General features: G+C 44.2%; 12 protein-coding genes and 1 pseudogene. 8 read left to right on the top strand and 5 right to left on the bottom strand.

Annotated features, from left to right (window positions below):
• The first annotated feature begins 45 nt into the window (after window positions 1-45).
• The 6 genes and pseudogenes from thiO (at window position 46) to JMJ04_RS49205 (ending at window position 5503) form a co-directional block, all read left to right on the top strand.
• Window positions 46-1179 carry a glycine oxidase ThiO gene (thiO, locus tag JMJ04_RS37610; RefSeq protein ID WP_201375488.1) on the top strand — a complete coding sequence of 378 codons (1134 nt, stop codon included), beginning with the start codon at window positions 46-48 and terminating at the stop codon, window positions 1177-1179.
• A gap of 16 nt (window positions 1180-1195) precedes the next feature.
• Window positions 1196-1335: pseudogene (locus JMJ04_RS37605) on the top strand (transposase); the annotation flags it as partial.
• A gap of 116 nt (window positions 1336-1451) precedes the next feature.
• Window positions 1452-2057 carry an HD domain-containing protein gene (locus JMJ04_RS37600; RefSeq protein WP_201375487.1) on the top strand — a complete coding sequence of 202 codons (606 nt, stop codon included), beginning with the start codon at window positions 1452-1454 and terminating at the stop codon, window positions 2055-2057.
• 752 nt (window positions 2058-2809) lie between these two features.
• Window positions 2810-4213: an ATP-binding protein gene (locus tag JMJ04_RS37595; RefSeq protein WP_201375486.1), complete on the top strand. Its 1404-nt coding sequence runs from the start codon at window positions 2810-2812 to the stop codon at window positions 4211-4213.
• A 77-nt stretch (window positions 4214-4290) separates the two neighbouring features.
• Window positions 4291-4713, top strand: a complete 423-nt coding sequence (locus JMJ04_RS37590; RefSeq protein ID WP_201375485.1) for a hypothetical protein — start codon at window positions 4291-4293, stop codon at window positions 4711-4713.
• Between the two features lie 232 nt (window positions 4714-4945).
• Window positions 4946-5503, top strand: a complete 558-nt coding sequence (locus tag JMJ04_RS49205) for a putative phosphothreonine lyase domain-containing protein (protein WP_420799567.1) — start codon at window positions 4946-4948, stop codon at window positions 5501-5503.
• A 215-nt stretch (window positions 5504-5718) separates the two neighbouring features.
• Here the strand turns inward: JMJ04_RS49205 and JMJ04_RS37580 are convergent, their stop codons facing one another.
• Window positions 5719-7470 carry a DUF262 domain-containing protein gene (locus JMJ04_RS37580; protein ID WP_201375483.1) on the bottom strand — a complete coding sequence of 584 codons (1752 nt, stop codon included), beginning with the start codon at window positions 7468-7470 and terminating at the stop codon, window positions 5719-5721.
• 781 nt (window positions 7471-8251) lie between these two features.
• Between JMJ04_RS37580 and JMJ04_RS37575 the strand changes: the two genes are divergently transcribed.
• Window positions 8252-8680 (top strand): hypothetical protein, encoded by a 429-nt coding sequence (locus JMJ04_RS37575; RefSeq protein ID WP_201375482.1) that lies wholly within the window; start codon window positions 8252-8254, stop codon window positions 8678-8680.
• A 60-nt stretch (window positions 8681-8740) separates the two neighbouring features.
• Here JMJ04_RS37575 and JMJ04_RS37570 read toward each other — a convergent pair whose 3' ends face one another.
• The 3 genes from JMJ04_RS37570 to JMJ04_RS37560 all read right to left on the bottom strand — a co-directional run bounded on the left by JMJ04_RS37570 (window position 8741) and on the right by JMJ04_RS37560 (window position 17889).
• Entirely contained in the window at window positions 8741-12496 is a 3756-nt protein-coding gene (locus JMJ04_RS37570; RefSeq protein ID WP_201375481.1) for a helicase-related protein, read from the bottom strand.
• 14 nt (window positions 12497-12510) lie between these two features.
• Window positions 12511-15696, bottom strand: a complete 3186-nt coding sequence (locus tag JMJ04_RS37565; RefSeq protein WP_201375480.1) for a hypothetical protein — start codon at window positions 15694-15696, stop codon at window positions 12511-12513.
• 243 nt (window positions 15697-15939) lie between these two features.
• Window positions 15940-17889, bottom strand: a complete 1950-nt coding sequence (locus JMJ04_RS37560) for a phospholipase D family protein (RefSeq protein WP_201375479.1) — start codon at window positions 17887-17889, stop codon at window positions 15940-15942.
• A 304-nt stretch (window positions 17890-18193) separates the two neighbouring features.
• Here JMJ04_RS37560 and JMJ04_RS37555 point away from each other — a divergent pair, with 304 nt between their 5' ends.
• On the top strand, window positions 18194-18472 hold the full coding sequence (locus JMJ04_RS37555; RefSeq protein ID WP_201375478.1) for a hypothetical protein: 279 nt from the start codon (window positions 18194-18196) through the stop codon (window positions 18470-18472).
• A gap of 389 nt (window positions 18473-18861) precedes the next feature.
• On the opposite strand, the gene JMJ04_RS37550 is transcribed toward JMJ04_RS37555, so the two are convergent.
• Window positions 18862-19569 carry a restriction endonuclease gene (locus tag JMJ04_RS37550; protein ID WP_201375477.1) on the bottom strand — a complete coding sequence of 236 codons (708 nt, stop codon included), beginning with the start codon at window positions 19567-19569 and terminating at the stop codon, window positions 18862-18864.
• Between the last annotated feature and the right edge of the window lie 207 nt (window positions 19570-19776).

Below are 19776 nucleotides of genomic sequence, written 5' to 3'. Positions count from 1 at the left end.
GGTACGCTTCTGAAGAGACAAAAAGAATGAGGAGGCGCAACTCAGATGAAGCAGTCTGCTGATGTACTTATTGTAGGTGGTGGTGTGATTGGGTGCTCTATCGCGTATTTCCTCCGGAAACTGGGTATTGAGGTGATCGTACTCGAAAAAGGGGAGATCGGTGCCCAGTCATCGAGCGCCGCTGCCGGATTGCTGGCTCCCATGAGGCCACTCGGTGAGGCAGATGCGTTTAAACTGCTCCAGATTGCCGGAATGCGGCGCCTCGCCTCATTTGTTCCGGAACTGGAAGAGGTCAGCGGCATCTCTGTCGAGTACGAGCGGACTGGAACGCTGCGCATTCTCCCGCCCGAAAAAATTGTTTCAGCCAAGGAATGGGCAAGAGAATGGTGCGGCAAGGGCTTTCAGATAGAGACGCTTTCGCCCGAAGAGACGAGGGACTGCGAGCCACACCTCTTTCCAGGAGTACAAGGCGCGGTCTATATTGCCGACGAGGCCCAGGTCACCCCGGTTCTCCTGATGAGTGCAGTCGCGCGGGCAGCGCAGGCACAAGGAGCCTTTCTCCACGACCATACCGAGGTCGTGAGCATTCAGATAAGCAAAGACGGGAATCGGGTTACTGGAGTCCAGACGAGGAGGGGTGAGCTCTTTACTTGCGGTCATCTTGTGATTGCGGCAGGAGCCTGGTCCTCACAGTTTTCTTCCTGGCTTCGCATGCCAATACCGGTGCGACCCGTGCGTGGAGAACTGGTCTCGCTGCGCCAGCCTTCACCGCCACTTCTCAAGCGGATGATATTTGACGAGGGGGTCTACGACATCGATGTGTATATTTCCCCGAAACCCAATGGGACAGTCGTCATAGGGGCCACCAAGGCAGAGGTCGGATACGACACGTCGGTGTCGGTCGGAGGGGTGTTGCATCTGCTCGATGTGGCCACGCGCCTCATCCCCGCTCTGGCACACTGCACCATCGAGCGCACCTGGGCTGGCCTGCGCCCGAAAACGCCAGATTCGCGCCCTATTTTGGGCCGGATACCAGCGTGGGAGAATGTAACCCTCGCCACGGGACATGGTGGCTTTGGCGTGACGATGAGCGCACTCACCGGGGAATGCATCGCTCATTTGATCGCAAGTGGACAAACATCCGAAGTGATCGGCCCTTTTGCCCCACGGCTGGGTTGACAGACGGCAGTGTGACTGGGTTATCGAACGAACGTTTGCTTGGATGACCCAATGTCGTCGTTTGAGTAAGGATTACGAGACCCTGACAGAGAGCAGCGAAACGATGATTTTATTGCCTTGGCTCGCTTGATGATCCGACGTTTGGCTAAAGGGTGACCTTTTCAAACCAGCTCTAAGCATTACATCTAGATGTTTTTAATCCTGATACTCAGGAGGAGTTCGGAAGGTTAGCTCTTATTTGACGTATGACTGCATCAAGCAAGGAGGACATTTTGAAACTGAACGGAATCATAAACTACCTCTATGAGGTTGGGCTCCTTAAACATCAAAAGCGCACGGGATGGTGGCGCATGATGGTCAAAGACCCCGAATCGGTTGCGGAACATAGTCACAGGGCGGCAGTTATCGGATATATACTTGCATCTCTCGAAGAGGGAGTTAACGCAGAGCGAGTAGCAGTACTTTGCTTGTTCCATGATACATCAGAGACCAGAACAGGTGACTTGAGTTGGCTCAATCAGCGCTATATTGCAGGCGCAAAAGAGGGGGAGCGAAAGGCAATCCTTGAACAAACAGCTCAACTCCCTCAGGTTATAGCGCAAAAAGTGGTTGCGCTGTCCGAAGAGTTCAATAGTCGTGTATCACGTGAAGCACAATTGGCCAAAGATGCTGACCTATTAGAATGTTTACTGCAATGTCGTGAGTATGCGATGCAGGGATATGTAAAAGCCCAATCCTGGGCAGATATGTGTTATGCGGGACTGCGCACAGAAACCGCTCAAAACCTTGCGAGAGAGTGCCTGATCGCCGACCCAGGGCAGTGGTTCGAAACCTTGCAGGAGAATCCCTCTTCTGGCTCAACTGATGCTACCAATTAAGGCCCCTGGCATGCATTCCGATTGTTATGCTAGGAGCCTCGTCTTATGTTCTGGACAAAGTATACCATCGTCAGGGCTCTTCCTTCCTACCTCTAGGTTGCCCTCTGTTCCTCTTTGGTCTTTTACTGCTTTCCGCAATACATATCAATAACGATTCCGTTTTATCACCTCAAGTATCACTTTGGGATCAAGCGGCCTTCGCAATGCAATCATAAAACGTTTTTCCTGATAGACAATGACAAATGGAGCAAGACTAGCTTCGGGCGACAGTACGTTTCTAGCGAGATTAAGTGGTGGAGGTGGCTTGCTGGATATTAATCCTCAATAGCCTCGATCCAACTGTTTTTATAACAATAATGGTTGGTGTTTAAACTATCTGGTCTAGATGGTTTTGGCAACGCTTAAGGGGCGATCATTGTTACTCCTAACACCAGTGCCGAGTTTATTCCGTTGCATATGTCATCAATTAGTATTAGCGCAGGTATGAGTAGACAAAATGTTCTAATATGGTTATAATAGAGCTCTAAACGAGTTACAAGTATGTCTATTATTCATGCATAAGAGATAACAGGGACTGGAGCTTAGGGGAAATAAATCTGATCAATTGGACTTGCCGCATATTCCTGTTCATTCGTTGCAGGGAGCCAGGCGGTTTTTTCTTTGGCGAAGAGGTGTCTCAGAAGCTACGAATAGCTTTAGTTATCACAAAGGGCTGCGAAAGGATGCCTAACACGAAAATGGGAACTGACCATATGCTTGAAACTGAAGCGAGCCCTGCTCGCCCGATAGAGGCTACTCTACCCGAAGAAATCGTAGCCACTGTGCTACAACGGCTGTGGAAAAGGGAATTTCCTGAAGAAGAATTATTGCTCTTCTTTGGAGCAAAATATGGTTCTCTGAGGCATCATCAGGCTTTTTTTCTAAATATGGTGGTTGAGAGGGCTGCAAAGGACGAGTACTGCCTTCTCTCTATATGGGAGCGTTTCGCACCTCCTCCTGATGCCTATGGTATCGCTGAGGCTCCATTATCTGGTCCACTTCTTCAAGCAAATGCATACGATATTGCGAGTATTGATGATCGTAACACTGTTATTGGTCCGGTGGCAGGATGGTATCGGTATACATTTCTTGGAGGTTGGACGGCATTTGCGGTCATGCTGCCTCCAGATCAAGGCGGAGATGCTATCTCACTTGTTGCTATTCCCTACGGACGGCAAGATGAATGGCTGGCGTTTTTACAGGCCCTTAAGACGCTTTCTGATGAAAGGCGCCATAAAAATCGTCGGGGAATCATTGATGTCATGAGCGATAGTAAGGATGGGAGTGATGACATTGTCAAAGTCATTGAACACACCAGGTTCGAAGATGTCATTCTCCCTGAATCTATTCTCAATGAGATACAGATGCATCGATCATTCTTCCGGCCAGAGATATTAGAACGCTACGCATCGCGTCATTTGCCTCGGAAGCGGTTGGTGCTTCTGGCAGGCCCTCCTGGAACTGGCAAGACAACTCTTTTGAAAGCTGTAGCTACGGATCATGCACAACAGGGAGGCTCAGTTCTTTACATGCTTGTCAAAAGACAGCGCTTCCGTGCTTCTTGGGATTTGTTTACCCAGGCACTAGAAACAGCTGCCGAGAGTCAACTCCCGACACTTCTTGTGGTTGACGATTTTGAAAGCATCTGCGACGTAGAAAATATGCATGAGTTGCTGAATGTGCTGGACGGCGTGAACACACCAGATAATCCCGCAGGAACCATGATTTTGGCTTCAACCAATGCGCCAAATCGCATTGATCCTCGTATCAAAGATCGAGCTGGCCGTGTGGACGCGATTATTGAAATTGGTCCGGTGGAGCAAGAAGATCTCGTTCTTCGTTTTCTCCGACGATTTTTGGACAAGGATTATTGCGAGCAGGAGCATGCCCCTGTTGCCTCCAAATTGCTTAAGCAAACTGGTAGTCACCTTCAAGAGGTTTGTTCTCGAGCGGTGTTACTTGCGCTTAATGACGGGCGAGACAATATTCTAGGGAGTGATCTTTTGCAGGCACACAATGCTATTTTACGAGGCCGCGAAATCGCGGGCGATGCTGAGCGTTTTGCCCCACCGCCTTCAAGGCGACGCGATATGGGATTTAATCGCAAGGAATTCTAACGAAATTTTCCTCTACTAGTAACTATGAGATTCATTGTAACGTGGACGATAAATGCCTTGCGAGAGAGCGGAGAAAAATGACAGGGCTCTATAAAAAACGTATTCAAATTACATTTACTCTGGAGGCAACCATAGACGACAAAAGCATCCACGAGTCAGGAAATGATGATGAGGTGAAGCAACTCGACCTGGCATTGCTCCATCAACTGATTATATCCTCTCCGGAGAAAGCTGATTTATTATTAGCGGATGCCGCTGTGAATGCATTAGATTTTTACCAAATTGAGGGGGTGAGCAAAGAAATTCTTGGCTATCCATGTGATGAAGGGGAACTACCTCGATATTGTCTACGTGATGCCATTGAACAACTTCTAGAACCTTATGGATCAGAATGGCAAAGGATTTGTACCTACGAAAAGGTAGAATTTAATGAGATTTCGCAGAGTATTCGCGAATGTTTTAGCGCAACAATTATCGAGCAACATGTCAGTGTTGAGTAAAACCAGAGGCTGAAGTTGGTAATAACCCCAAGGGGCGAGAAGAATTGAAGTGAGGGCTGATCATTCAAGAGTATAAGGATCGCTCCTTCATCCGCATTGATCCCTTCAGAATGAGTGAATGCTGTATTCAAGCATCATCAGCGATTTGGCCTGATTGACGAACAAGAAACAATGTTTATATATCCGAGTTTCGAACTATTTTGTAAAAGGACTGCAACAAAGGAAGCACGATATGTTTGACATGTCACAATGGAGAAAGGAGCCACAAGCAGGTTCTGAGGATATCCCTATTGAGCGCTACCCATTGAACGCACCGGAGGAATATAAACACCTTCCGTACCCTCCTCGTTGTAGTAATTGCTTTAACGTCCTTGGGAAAAAGAGTGTGAGCCTCTTCGTGTCTCCACAATGGATTGATGGAATGCGCTACTGGGGGAGGGAAGGTCATTGTTGCTCCAACGCATGTGCAAACGTCTGGAGCTTCAGGTTGGCACTGATAGGTGTGAATATGGATGACAACGATCAGGCAAATCCTCCCTCTCAGGAATACCGACAGAAATGGTTGTATGCGTGGCGGTGCACGCAGAGCTACCCTCAGGCAACCTATACAGGTGGGAAGTGGCTCATTTTCTGTTCTCAGGACAACGTTGACGAGGTGTGGTCTCGAGTACGGACAGCTCTTTTACAAGAGTATTTGGGAGACGTCGCCAAGGTTTCGACTGCCGCTTCTTGTCACAGTAAGCGAGAAGCAGCATTTGTGATTTGTGTGTATTCATACGAATACGCATGACACACAAGATGTCATGCGTATTCGTGATCAATTACGAAATCTAGGGATTTGCGAACCATTAGAATATAAACGCGATGAGGATACCCGTCGAGGTCGTTATAGAGGCGCATATAAGCCCCTCTACTTCATGTAGTACCCTCTACATCCTCCCTCCTTCAGGAGCAAGCGGGGATATATAATGCCGTTTCATACGTTTGAGCTATTTGTTGATAGCGTCATACTAATGTCGGCCAGATTGTTAGTATGTGCTGTGTCAGCCATTGTGCTCGTGTGGAGATAGCATTTTCATCCCAACACGGAAGATGATGATCAAAATACGCGTTGAGTCGTAAACCTTGACTTAATAAAAGCTGTTTTTTCTCTTTGAATGAAGAGTTTCCTAATTGCCCGTTCTTTGCTTGTGTCACCAGGGTCAAATTTCCTAGCGTATGCAAGAAATCTTTATGTACCTGCTCCCAATTATCGCCCAGCTCCTCTTTCCATGCCTGAGTGAGGACTTGGGGCATCACATGTTCAATAGTTGAGTTTCCTTTAAGTTGAGCGACAATGTCAGTATGTTGCCACAATGATTCTTCAATTGATCTCAGCACAAATGTAATTTTGGCGCGATTTTGTGGCAGTTTTCCTCCATAAAGTCTTACTTCCTGGATAGCTTGACGAATTTGTCGATCGGTTGGATAGTATTTTGTTGAAGCAATATGCTTTTGACATGTTTCAACAAGATTATTTCCGTTTTGTTCTTGCTCAATTTCTCTCCAGAGCCCTGCAAACCATTTCCCTAGAATACTTGGGCTGAGGCCACAGAGGTAGCGACGTACCAGCAAATTTTCTATTATTTCAAGGACATGAATGAATTCGCGTGTTGTGATGTGGCCATTCGTACAGGCATGGTAGTTTGCTAGAAGAAACGGATAAGAAATAGAGAGATCTAAAGGCATAAGACGAATGAGCGTTTTCTGAATACCTTCATGCACCTCTTTATTGGGAAGAAGGAGTTTGTGGTAATACTCAGCAAAGAGACGCAGATTTGAAATTTCTTGCCGAAATGCTTCGCTTTCTTGATAATATTGTTCGATATAGTCGCGAAAGCGAATATAAACGCGCTCTTCTGGATGGAGGATGTTACGACGCATCGCCAGATAGTGCCGGAGAAACACAGTCAATTGTCCAGGCTTTCCATGTTCGCGTTGTTCTTGAAGCATTTCATCTATCTTTATCCAGTCATCCTCAAAGACCTGCTTTTGCAAATCGAGGGGTAGGGTCATGGCAATATAGTTACGTACTAAATCTGCCTGAGAAAGAATCTTGCCTTTCCCATCAAGGCTCTCAAAGATTTTATAAGGGCTTTCAATGTCATTATCTTGATTGAGAATGACTAATGCTACTTGGAAACAGTTCACTAAAACCTCGTATAACTTTTCTGGAAGGATGCCGTTGGCAGAAATACGACGGCTGATCTCGCGGTACAAGTATCGATAGGCATCGAGAATACGAGATGGACGTTTTCCCAAAGAGTGGTTATCAACAATCGTCGTATAGACAGAGCAATCCTCACGACGTGAGCTTGGCAAAACTTTGAAGCGTGAGTAGCCAGTTTCGTACTGATTGATCAGCATGGTTTCAATCCGTAGCGCATATGATTTCAGTTTTTTCTTCTTTTTACATAAATCTCTTAACACACATAGAATCAGGGAGATTGTAATCAACCTTTGCTGACCGTCAACAACGCGAGATTTGGGGATAGTGCCGCTAATCATTCCATCCGGGACAATAACCATCAAGCCAAGAAAATGAACAATTTTTTGTTTTCCTGCCTCATATTCCTGATGAACATAGAAGAGATCTCGAAGAAGTTCTTTCCATTGTTCCTTTTCCCAAATGTACTCCCGTTGAAAATGGGGGAGAACGTAGTGAGTATTACCGCCGTTATTAAAGATGCGTGAGATAGTATGGATGTAACATTCCATCTCTTTATTTCCCCTCTACTTAATCTTTTTCTCGATATACTGCTTTTCTTAATTTTAATATATTTATGATGTGTTTTCAATTTATTGATATATTTAAAATTTTATATTTATTTCAGTAGTTAAAGTGGATTTGTTGAGAAGATAAAAGATAACCGTTTTGTACAAGCACAAAAAGAAGAGTGCAATAGAGCATGAACCACACAAGGAGGTTCATGCATGCCCGTTACAATTGTCTCTCAATGATAGTGAAGGGAAGAGATGAACGAACGACTTTCATATGATGAATTAAGCACACATTTTCGGAGGCTCTACAGTAACATGGCTCGTGTAGGAAATCATTGGCTTCCAGTATATTCGGGCGACCTTAGTGTTGCGCTCCGCCTGCGTCATAGAGTTGTGAAGAATGTGATAGAGAATCATTTTCAGGAGCTCAGACAACAATATGGAAGGCGTGTTCAGGTTGTAAGGCAGAAACGTTGGAGAGGTTGCCGAGCGATGAGAGGCTATTGTATGCCTCTTCAGGCATTGATGCGATTGCTCCCTTGTTTTGGGAAAGCCGGACTATCTTTGATGCATCGGCCAGAAATCCTTTACATTATGTATTCTCAAGGTTGTTATCCTGAGATCTTAAACTAGTGTTTAGAATGGTTCAGTACATCCTCTCTCCTCTTCAAGTTGAAGGAGAGCACCCTTTTTCTAGGCATTAGAGAAGCAATGTGGTAGGTAACCACTTGAGTACAAAGCTTCAGCTGTTCAGGGATTTGCAAAGGAATGATTGAAGATGGGAACAGAAGAGCGACAATCAGAAGGCATTAATACTATTCAGGGCCTTCACCTCGAATTGCTGCGTCACGTCCAGTATAACTCGCTTGATGGTGAACGTGTTGTGTCTGATCTCCTTGAGTGGTGTGATCTATGGTATAGTGTCCTGCCTGTGCGTATGCCATTTTGCCCTTTTAAACCCGATGATGGACACTATCATCCATACTCAGAACTTGGAATGTTACGTCATGCTCGTTGGAATAGCTGGATTGGAGATACGCTCTATATCTGGACCAACGATAATTCTCTTCCTCTTTTAAGGCAGAGAATCGAAGAACGCTGGGAGCCAAGCGAGATAGGAGTATTTTCTTCTGAAGCAGACGCAGAAATGCAGTTGGAAGCATTTCATGACAAACATGATCGTGTCCTCTTCCTCTGGTGGGATTAAATTTCCCTTGGGCTTCTGACAGAGGGTATACATGCTATCTACTTCTATGTCCTCTAGTTCTCAGTCCCTATATGAGAGTAGCATATTAAGAACATTCATTTCATTGGAGATGAGTAAATGTGTATCAGAGAAGATGCGCTTCCTAATTTCCTTGAGATTAAAGCTGCGAAAGAGCAGAAATGGAAATTCGTCATACTCATCTCCAATTGGAAGTGCAGATGTAATGGGGTAAAAGGTACGCGTATATGCAGCGAGCAACCAGCGGAAAGATGCTTCTTCTGGCTCTTCGGGTGACCGCGAAAAATACTCTTTTAATATATTTTCTTGAAGAAATGCAAGTAAAGGGATTGCATAGTATTGATCTGGGTTTCTACTATCCTGAGTAAAATGTTGTGTTTTTTCTGGAGAGGCATTGTTAAGTAGATCAATTAATTCAAGGGCTTTATACATGGCATTTCTTAAGCTGTCAGGATAATCTTCGCTTAAATTGATATGTTGCATGCGCTTATACAGGCTACTCTCCCTCACTTTGCGCAATTTATCCTCTAGCTGCATCACATAGCGCTCCTGAAGTTGTTTCTGACCGGCTGAGACTATTAATAAGCCCCCAGCGAGGTATCCAAGCTCCATTGGTTCCCATGTGAGGAGACGATGGAGTCCGTTATAAACGGCATCAGTAAAACGAGCTGTAAATGTTCGAAGCATGGAAAGATATGTTGTCGTCTGCTCGTGCTCTGAAGACTCTCTGTCTTCTTTTGACGTACTCAGGCGAAAATCAGCCTGCCCCAGTAGCTCGCGTAGACTTTTATAGACATCTTTAAGCCAGGGACGGTCATAGTTACGCATGTACTCCTTACGTACTTCTGTGATCAGTCTTTCGAGGACGCCTATGTAGGTTTCTCCCGCTGCGAGGACTGATTTTCCACCGATTGGGATAATCATGAGCTTTTGCCTGCCTACCTGCCCATACCCAACGATGCGAGTCATGATGGCTGTTTTTAAAATGAGAAGCACATTGAATACATTCAGGACACTTTCACGCAGCGAAATTTCGCGCATACTGTCATCATAGTACACCGCTCGATCTGAAAGATAAAAGAGTAGCTCCTTCTCCTTTTGTTCGATCATTTCATCACCACGGCCACGATAAATGACCTGAATAATCTCCATCAGGTTTTGTTCAACTTCAAAACGAGGAATATCCACCAAAATATGCGTAGCGAGTGGAAAAGAGAGACCACGGCTTGCCGAGGCCGTCATGAAGATAACACGGACCTTCTCTTTAAAATCGTCGACTTCCTTTTTATCTTTGTCCGAAATGTTCGCATGGATGGAGAGGTAATGAACTTTTTTCTCGAAGTGGCCATAGCGTTGACGGAGGCCTTCGATGAGCTGTGCGAGGCGTTTTTTATCCTGAATATACACGATGATTTGCGGTACGTCCTGGCGCTGAAGCAGAGTATCGATATCCTCAATCATACGCTGCTGAATTTGCTCGATGAGACGTTCTTTGGCATGAAGCATCGCTTCTTCATCATATTTCATAAATTCAAAGCAAATGCGATAGGAGAGAGAGAGGCTCTTTGCTGGATAGGAGTTGGCATTGATACATACAGACTGCTTCTTGTAAAAAGGGAATTCGAAGCGCGAAAGTGGTGCTACAGTATCGGAGGAAGTGACGTTACGAAAAAAAATTTTATCTGGTTCGTATTCGTTGGCGCCGTCCTGTATATGCTGCTTAATCACATCGTGATCAACAATAGAAGCATCCGCAATAATTACTTTTGTATTGAATCCATGCTGGGTCAGCTCATAGTCTTTTACAAATTTGCGAATGCCATCGAGAAATGCTACACCACTTTCATCTCCCGTCACTTCATCAATCATAATAAAGATGTGTTTAATTTCTTGTGCCAACTTTTGCATTTCTGCTGGGAGGACGCGATTCCCCTTGGTTGCCATGCGAAAAATTTTTTTGAGGTGAGTAAGTGTGTTATGCGCATCTTTTCCATGCCCTAGTTTTTTGAGTGACTGGATCGCAGCAGTCGCGATTAATTGACGCGAAAGTTGCTCACGTAAGCTAATATATAATGCGTTACAAACGCTATTGAGGACGCCACTACTGGTTTCGCCATGATCCCAGATGCGTTCCTCACTTAATTGAGAGAGGCGATGAGTGTGTCGTTTAGGACGTTCATTTTCAAGCTGGTGCGCATCGATGAAGGTAACCGGATCTTTTAAGCCCTGCCGAATAAAATCACCTCGTCGTTGGGCTGCGTAATAGTGTACTGTAGGTTTTCCTTGGTTTTCTTGAATAACGACGCTATTTGATGTAAGAGCAAAGGTGTCGCCTTGAAGGATTTTTGTTTTTTTGTCGCGAAACTTATTGACGATATCTAGATTGACTTGTGTACGAGGACTCACATAAAGAAAGAGAAAGCCTTCATTACGATGTTGCTCAAGAAACTTGGTAATAGCTGTGGTCTTCCCAATACCAGGGTTTCCTGTTAAAAACAGAAATGTCGTATTACTCGATGCGTCAAGTTCTTGCATTATAAGATTTTGGTGTGCTTGTCGAAGGTCAAGCGTAGAAAGAGGATTTAACGAAGCGGCTAGGCGTTCTTTTATGTCATCTGAGAGAGAGCTGAGTACAAAAGGATCAGAGGAATTCACAAAATTATCGATGTGCTCCTGATAATCAGGTGTTACCCAATGCACCCCATCTTCATGATTAGTGACGACTGACATCACTGCATTAGTAAAATTTTCGCCATTCTCAAAGCTTCTTGCAGCGTTGGAGCGTATGGTTTCGAGTACTTCCAATCTTGCTTGGTGAATTGTTTCTGCCCCTATGTCATGCTGGTAAATATGAGCACACGTCGCCAAGACATTCATATTTTGCTGAGTACACGTCATAGCGTTAATACCACGGTCAGTATACCCTACAATGTTAAATGTGATATTGCTTGTATCAGTAAAAAGTTGGCGCTCTTTCAGGAACATATAGAAATCAAATGCGTAGCTTCCTGCTTGTATGAGTTTTGCGCTCTCTTTATCGTCATGTTTGAATGCCGTAAAGTATGTATTGAGTCCTTTCGAAAAAGTAAAATCGGGTGATCCGCTTGCGGTATCGATACTCAGATTAGCAAAAACACTTTTTGAGCGCATGTAGCTTAAATCTCGAATGAGCAGTTCCCGAAGAACCTGTGCGTCATTTGGATCGCGGAGATTCTCGTCTGTAGTCACGGAAAAGATTGAAAGATCAATGCACAACATGCGCCATGTATCCCCCAGACGGAGGAGCAAGAGTGTATCTGCTTTCAGAAAGCGACCAGCGCGCTGATGTTGTTGTAGCGGAATACTGCTAGGATCAATGTGATAGTGTGCGAGTTGAGCAAGAATTTCACCCCATTCCTGCTCGTTCGTTTTGTGATTGGTATACAAGCTATTTTCACCACAAAAGCTGCATTGATAGTAAGTAATCTCTATTGGTCCTTCATCAGCGCTCCAGGGTAACGCTTCAATATACTCAGCAAAGAAATTGAGTCCGGCGAGAAAGCCTTTCTGAAGGAAGAAGAGGAACCATTGGCGCGCAATTTTTCGCTTGTTTTCATCAATCGTAAATTTATGGCGTTTAAATGAGTTTTTTGCCATCTCAGGAAAATGTAACTCGCGTAAGTCGTTGACATAGAGCTGGTCCAGATGATGGGCGAACTGCTTTTCGTGCTGACGTATATACGTCAAAATCCCAATATTAAAACCGTTCTCGAAAAATCGCCCACAATCCTCTGCAATGCTTTGCTTCTGTTTGTTCATAACCCTCTCCACTCCTATCCTTCAGAGGAGCCATCTTGCTCTGGAGTCTCTTGGTCATCACTAAATAGCGTACTCACATAGCCGGTATAATACCTATTCATGACACTACGCACTTCCGTCAGGAAAGCCAGCATATTGAAGCGTACATTTGCTTCCATATGATCAATAAGACTGAGTGTCCCGACAGAATCGGAACCAATAATGTTTTCGTAAGGATCAAGTTTGAAACTAATGGTATTTGCCTCTCGCTCATAGCGTGCAAAGTGGAGGAGTGTCAAAAAGTCCAGAAGGCTCTTTTTCAATGAACCGGGCTGTGTTCCATCCAACAAATTGTTACGAATATCCTGGTCATAAATTGGATCGTCGTAGACGTTTATGAGTGTGGCATAGGAGACAACGCCATTGTAAAAACGCTGTGTTTGATCTTTGCCAACAATAAGACCATTCAATAAGTTAAAGAAAACAATGGAGCTACGGTTGGGATCATTGACCAGGCTTCGCAGCTCACGGGTATCATCGACGTAGAGTGACTCGATAATTGTCCCCATATTTTTGACAACATAGAACTTATCGCAATATACAGGATAAATGTGAAGATCGGACTGCCCATGCTTCAGTGATTGGATGATACTTCCAGACATAAAAAACTGCTCTTCTGCTGTTTCAGCACTGCTAAGATGGAGCGAACTACTATAGGGAGCTTGAGCCACGTACAAAATGTGCTTATATCCTCTCAGATAGCATTTCTTGGCTTGATCTTGCAGCACAGTAGGCAACCGATACAAATTGTCTGAATCTTCGTTCGCTGAGAAGGTATTAAGCGGCACGATTTGAACACGATTCGATTCTTGGTAGCGGCGAATGCCAATCACTTCTCCATAAATATTGGATAAATGGAGTTTAGAGTCTCTATGTGCGTCACATTTGCGACTGGAGACAACAATGACAGCCAGATTATCTAATTCTGGTTGCGTATCGAGCGTAAAGACCTTGGGCAAGATGCTATAGAGCGAACTCAAAGCGTTTTTGAGTTTATGCTGGCTTTCCTTCACTTTCTTCTGGTCATTTTTTTGCGAAAGATGCTGAAGCACACCGATATGTAAGCCCTGGGCATTGGCAAGGACATCTTGTTCTGAGAGGATATGTGCAAGTGCCTTAGAATGCGCACGAAGAAACTCTTCCTCACCATGCTTTTCTTCTTTCTCTGTGGCCTTCGCAGCTTGATGAATGCGCAACAATGGTACAAACAGACGTCTCTTTGGCGCAATATGTTCTTGGGCAATCGTACTGAGCAATTTTAAGCAGAGGTAGTTGAGTAAGAGATAGGTAAAGTGATAGACAAACACTGCTGTGGGTGTATTTGCGTACGGAAGAGAAGGGGCGTAAGGAATTTCGAGGTGCTTGTAGGATTTGTAGGTACTCTGGCAGAGGGTAAAGCCAGGACCAGCATTTGGTATGTAGACTATCGGTAAGAATGCGAAGAAGCGTGTATTATACGCCATTGAGAACTGTTGCTCGGCCTCTTGTGGCGTGTTGTAATAATACATGGGTTCAAATCCTATTGAAACAGGAAGTGAACAGAGCGAATTTCCAGCAGCGGAGGCACCTTCAATAGTGACGTATTTGAGTACATTCATGCCTCTTTCTAAGAATGCTTCTGAGCGGAAAAATTTCTTTTCATTTCGCATCCTCTCTTCATCAGGGTCAATAATATCTGCGCTGACGCTCAAATAACATGTTTTCGGCCACAGCTCAAATTCGCTACTGGCATTTTTGACAAACTCTTTCAGGTCATTGCGTAAGAGGTCTAGATTACTGAAATGCTGCTCTGCTTTCAAGCCACGTACAAGCCAATTTAATCGTTGCTGTTTTCGGAAATCTGCTTGATCATCTGTTCGTCTCAAGTCAACTAAAAGTTCTTGTTCAACATCCTGAGCTGGATTGTAGGTAGGGTCGTCCATGTTTTTAAACACAAAATAGTAGAGGAGTGCAAGCTTAAGCACCTTTTCTAAAAAAGCCTGACGATGAAAATTCGATCCTTTTTTGCGCTCTTTATGTTCCTCACTGGCGGGATCTAAAAGGGTCAGGTAGTAGTGGAACACGGAGGTATAGGTACGAAATCTTCCATTCAGTTTCAGTTTAACGCCGAGGATAAATTCCTGCTCACCTTTGTCCTTGTTGAACGTTGTGCCAAGGGTGCCTTCGATATCAGAAAAGATTGGAAGCAAGTCGTAGACCTCTGCCCGCGAAAAAAGAGTGCAATAATTAGCACCACATCCACTATAGCTGACCTGATAGTAACTATCAGGCTTATCTTGGCGAAGAAAATCTTCAAGGAAACGCAGGCGTTGCGCCAGATTTTTGAGCAGTAAGAGTGTCCTATCGCCGTTGAACGATTTACTCTTTCCCATTGCACGAGCAATGTATTCAAGATAGCGGATTTTTGCTTCCTTTTGTAGGCGTCCAAAGGCCTCTTTTTGAAGAATTCGTTTGAGAATACCCAATTCGCTTCCCTCATCTTGGAGGCGTTGATGCAAAACGGTGCGTATACGTTCGATTTCTAGTGTGCTAGGAGGTTGATCAGCAACTTCTAACTGGTTACAGAGAGCATTAATCAATTGTTGTTCAAACAATTTCATGTCGCGCACAGTAATAGTGAGTTTATGACCGAGAAAACGGGTTCCTGATTGCCCAGGTTTATGGCGAGCTTGTAGATGAAGCCGACGCTTCTTCAATTTGATAGTTTTGTCAAATGAATAGGTGAGAGCAGAAAATGTCTGATCAGAAAATGTTTCTCCAGAAAGATCTGCTGGGCTATTCAGTAATTCTTGAACATATGTTTCAAGCGTTTTGCCAGGATAGGCAGAGGTAAGCGTGGAGGTAAGGTGATGGACTAGCTGATCTCTAATCTGCTCAATAAGAAGACGGAATTCATTGAATGCCTCTCCATCAAGGAAATGTGCAGCTACATGGGTAAGTTGCCTTGAAGGAACAAAGGGGCGCACATCAGTGAAGTTTGTACGCTGAAGATTGCTCACAACCTCTTGCGCAATCTTATCTATGGGAAGCGAAAGTGTAGAAGCAGTGGTGAGAAAAGGTGGCATCCAGCTTTTCAAAACGGCCAAAATTCCTTTTAAGAGAACTTCATATTCTACAGGTGGGAGATTGTTATCATGTTCTTGAAGCCTATTTTTTGCCATGATGATCCTGCCTTCCTCATCTACTACATCAAAAGCGGATTTAGCTTCTGTATTTTGGGTAAACCCCTACTCCTTTTGCTGAATGAAATTTATGATAACACATATGTATATCGAGATGCAATACGAACAGTGTATAATATCAAGATAGCTCAAAAGTTTCTGTGAATACATTGCTTAATGGAAGTCTAGCATGATGAAGAAAGATATTATGAGCATATGTTCTCATATCGTGCTATGCTTATTCTAAGCATTGTTTTTTGGGAAGAAACGTTGCAACCATGCTCGACGAAATGACATCTGGAGAAAACTCTCTAATTGGGGGCGATCCAGGATAATGGTTCCCGCTTTGCTTCCTTCCTTGAGAATCCAGTCTGGAATAATGCGATGAAGCTCTCTGCTATTCCCAGGAACAAGAAGCACAATTTCCGACCGCCCAATTTTCCAAATGGATGGGTTGCTAAGATATAATTGCTTCAATTCAGTACGAATTTTGTCATAGGCTCGCCCCTGATAATCATCAATGGTGAGGGTTCGACACCAATGAGGAAGAGGAGAGGAGGAGGCCTGAGTAAAGATGTTCGTCACAATTTCTGATGAATAGTGAAGCATGTCTGAAGGAAGAGGTTTTATGGCGAGACGGTCGAGCATTCGCCGAAGATATTCATGATAAAGCGCTGTAGTCAGGCGATTCTGAATGGCAGTTACGCTTTTATGTAGTGATCGAGCAGCAGCAACATTGTAACCAGGCAGTGAAGCTCTCGTGTAGATCATGAGACAACGCTTGTAAATTTCGGTTGAAAAACTGTGGTCTTCTGCATTCATAGAAAGGATGAAGGCTGGGTATTCAGTTCGCAGATATCCTTCATCCTTAATAAGTTCTGTTGCATGGTCGGTAAAACGTTTTTTATCAATATCATCAAACACAACTGGAAAACGTCGACGTATATCACGGAGCGCCTGCAAATTTGTTCGTGTAAAATGCACTTTATCCATGCATGTATAATGCCCGAACATGGATTTCATGAGCGTTTCTACCAGTTTCGATTTGCCACAGTTACTTTTTCCATATAACACTGCAAACTGTGGGAAGTCAAATAAGAAATTGTGTTGGATAGTTGCGTCATTACGGAAGTCACACACAAATGGGCTACAGTAAAACCAGCAGAGAAACAAAAAGTAATCGCGCTGATGCTGGGCAATATCCCCTACAAATCCCTGCCGGAAATTTTCGAAATACTCGATAAGACATTGGACATCGGACTCGACAGCACTCCACTCGGGTGCTAAAGGTATAGCCTGTCCTGTCAGGAAAACATTGCGTGTTTCCTTGTTGATGGACAACCAAGTTGGTTCTTCTCCTTCTTGCCCCTTCTGTTTTCGACTCTTCACAAGCTGGACCACTTTGTCTGCTAGTGGAGCATTGAATTGAATGCGTCCATTTTTGGGTTGAGCAAGAGATGGTAAAGCATGCTTGTACTCATCTGATAATCGTTCTACCGTGTGCAGAACACGAGGGAGGGAAAGCACATTCTGAGCTGAAGGTGAATGAACAAAAACAGTTAGGCCTTCTTTGGCTTCTTGTGCATGCTGGATAAGTGGCACATCTTCGATGCGAACAACTTCCTTCACCAACGTTGGGGATGCAATATCAAGCGTAGCTCGTTCTCGTATCTGTCGATATCGCCGCTCAAAGTATGCCCAGGCCTTATCATCGTTTTCGAAGGCAACTAGCTCCTCGCTTTGTTTTCCAGAGAAGGCGCGTTTAGACCAGTTCGCTGATCCAGTAATAACAAGCCGCTTTGTTGGACTTTCTAAGAGATAGAGCTTTGAGTGAGAAATTGCTCCCCGCATCACAAAAAAACGTGCTTTCCCAAGGTGAATATACTCTAAGATTTTTCGTTTGCGTTGATCTTCTAGGCCCTGAATGGCAGTCGTTAATTCTTCGCAAATAAACCGCTGTGACGCCAGAATATGGGAGAGACCCGCAAGTACTCCTTCAAAGCCGAAGACACATTCGACTGTTTCAAATTGATTGAGCATATCAACGATCATAGGGATACTTGCAGTATAAGTAAGAACGCGAAGTGAAGAGAAGCCAGTGAAAATTTCGGGAGAAAAAGATGTATGGCGTTCAAAACGACTAAAGACAATTTCGAGTGAATTGTCATCAGGTGAATGGTGTGGTTGAGGCATCCTTCTGCTCACTTTCGACCAATACCACTTTGAGTGCCTGTTAGAGAATACGAAGGCTATCCGCTACAAAAGAAAGCATTACCACAGAGCCAACACTTAAAAGAATATTAACCAGTATTATCATATATTTTACACAATTTCATTGCCAAAATCAAATAGAGAATACGACATTGTACAACATATGTATTGACTTAAAAGCAAACTTATTGTAACATTTTTATCTAGAACGTAATTTCTTGCACAAGCACTAAAGTGGTTATAGTCGCACGAAGTTGAACACGAAGTTGAAAGGGAAGGGGTATTTATGAGCCAAAGACCCTGTTGGATTGCATTTGTCTTTGATGATGCACAGGAACAAGCTTGGTTTACCGAATCGCTTCTTGATGAGGAACAGGTACTCTTTGAATTAGAAGGTTTTGGCATTCACCCCTCAAGAAGAGAAAGACAACGACATGTACGTTTTCGTTTGGAGCAACCTTTGACGCCTGAACAATGCAATCGACTAAGCCAACTGCAAAGCTTAGGCCTCTTTAAACGGTTTTATTACACATCTGAGAAAGACGAAACAGAAAGCGTTGTATAATAGCTTTCTCTATGGTTAGCTTGACTTATCTGAAAAGAATAAAAAAGGGGCTGATGAGGTATTAAAAAAAGGCCACTCTGTTCCTCCTGTTCCATGAGGAACAGAGCGTAGCACGCTATCAAGGCCAAGGCAAGCCAGCAACCATTCTTTCACTCTCTTTCACCTCTGCTCGGCCCTAACGAGCGTATGATAGAGACAACTACTTGAATATCCTTTTGAGTATGCTTCGAAACTGAGATTCGTCATCTGGTGAAGAAGGGGTGGAGCTAAACGCTTGTGCCAGACGTCACTCACAGAACAAGCAATAACACAATTGCCTGTTACTTATGAGTTTGGCAATTGAGGAGGTCGTGTCAAACTCCTTTCGTCAAAAGATGAAGGATGAGGCTCTATGCCTTAGCAACCGATATTTGTTGATAAATATCACGTAATGCCAGAGCAATGTTCTGTCGCTTCTTCTGGAGGAGCATTTCTATTTGTGGGCCGTCAATGACGCGAATACGCGAGCCGTTTGCATAAATGAATTGGCGTGCAGCTCGTGTAAATGTTGAAGTTGTTACAAAGTAGCCATAGACAGACTTATGATGGTACGTAGATCCGAAAAAATCACGCAGTTCAGGCTGCCCGACACGATTGGTGGAGGCGTACAGTTTACTTTGTACAATGACGATGTTTCCAAATCTGTTGAGTAGTTTGGTATCGACTCCTTGGTCGCCGCTCTGACCACAATGCTCAAGAAAACGATGCCCCTCCTTCTGAGCTATGATTAGGGCTGCCGAGAAAATTTCGAAGTCCTTGGGTTTCAGGCGCTTATACACTTCTCTGAGCGTTGGTGGCACATATGGAATATTTTTATCCAAAGGTATTGATGTTACAGGAACTTTTGTTGCTGTAGAGGATGAGCGAGAGGGCGTTGGACCTGGCGAAGGTGGCGCTGCAGATTGTATGCGAGAAGGTGATTTCGCATTCATTGGAGCAACAAGTAAAACCAGGGCAAAGGGGGTCGAAATCATTGCTGTGAGCAAGCCCATCCAGTGAAGCAACTGACTGAGATATGACCATCCAAGAACGATAGCCAGGCATAATGCCAGGAGCAAGAACGCAAGCCCTTTTCGGCTCCACATCTGAGACCAGAATGGATACAATTTCTACCTCCATGCAGATATGCAGAAAACTCTACCGTTACTTTCTCCCTTCTTTCTGCAGCCAAATAAAACGGTAATAAAAGTAATGAGTTCATAAAATAATAATATAAGTTATAAGTTATAAAAACAATATATGTTTTGTCGATACAGAATAAAATT

The sequence above is a fragment of the Ktedonobacter robiniae genome (genome assembly GCF_016587375.1).
GTDB classification, from domain to species: domain Bacteria; phylum Chloroflexota; class Ktedonobacteria; order Ktedonobacterales; family Ktedonobacteraceae; genus Ktedonobacter; species Ktedonobacter robiniae.
The sequence above is the reverse complement of the archived record's forward strand: the minus strand, read 5'-3'. Positions and strand labels throughout refer to the sequence as shown.

Coding starts and splice junctions, on each gene's coding strand:
- thiO (WP_201375488.1), top strand. CDS start 46: ATGAAGCAGTCTGCTGATGTACTTATTGTAGGTGGTGGTGTGATTGGG.
- JMJ04_RS37595 (WP_201375486.1), top strand. CDS start 2,810: ATGCTTGAAACTGAAGCGAGCCCTGCTCGCCCGATAGAGGCTACTCTA.
- JMJ04_RS37590 (WP_201375485.1), top strand. CDS start 4,291: ATGACAGGGCTCTATAAAAAACGTATTCAAATTACATTTACTCTGGAG.
- JMJ04_RS49205 (WP_420799567.1), top strand. CDS start 4,946: ATGTTTGACATGTCACAATGGAGAAAGGAGCCACAAGCAGGTTCTGAG.
- JMJ04_RS37580 (WP_201375483.1), bottom strand. CDS start 7,470: ATGGAATGTTACATCCATACTATCTCACGCATCTTTAATAACGGCGGT.
- JMJ04_RS37575 (WP_201375482.1), top strand. CDS start 8,252: ATGGGAACAGAAGAGCGACAATCAGAAGGCATTAATACTATTCAGGGC.
- JMJ04_RS37570 (WP_201375481.1), bottom strand. CDS start 12,496: ATGAACAAACAGAAGCAAAGCATTGCAGAGGATTGTGGGCGATTTTTC.
- JMJ04_RS37565 (WP_201375480.1), bottom strand. CDS start 15,696: ATGGCAAAAAATAGGCTTCAAGAACATGATAACAATCTCCCACCTGTA.
- JMJ04_RS37560 (WP_201375479.1), bottom strand. CDS start 17,889: ATGCCTCAACCACACCATTCACCTGATGACAATTCACTCGAAATTGTC.
- JMJ04_RS37555 (WP_201375478.1), top strand. CDS start 18,194: ATGAGCCAAAGACCCTGTTGGATTGCATTTGTCTTTGATGATGCACAG.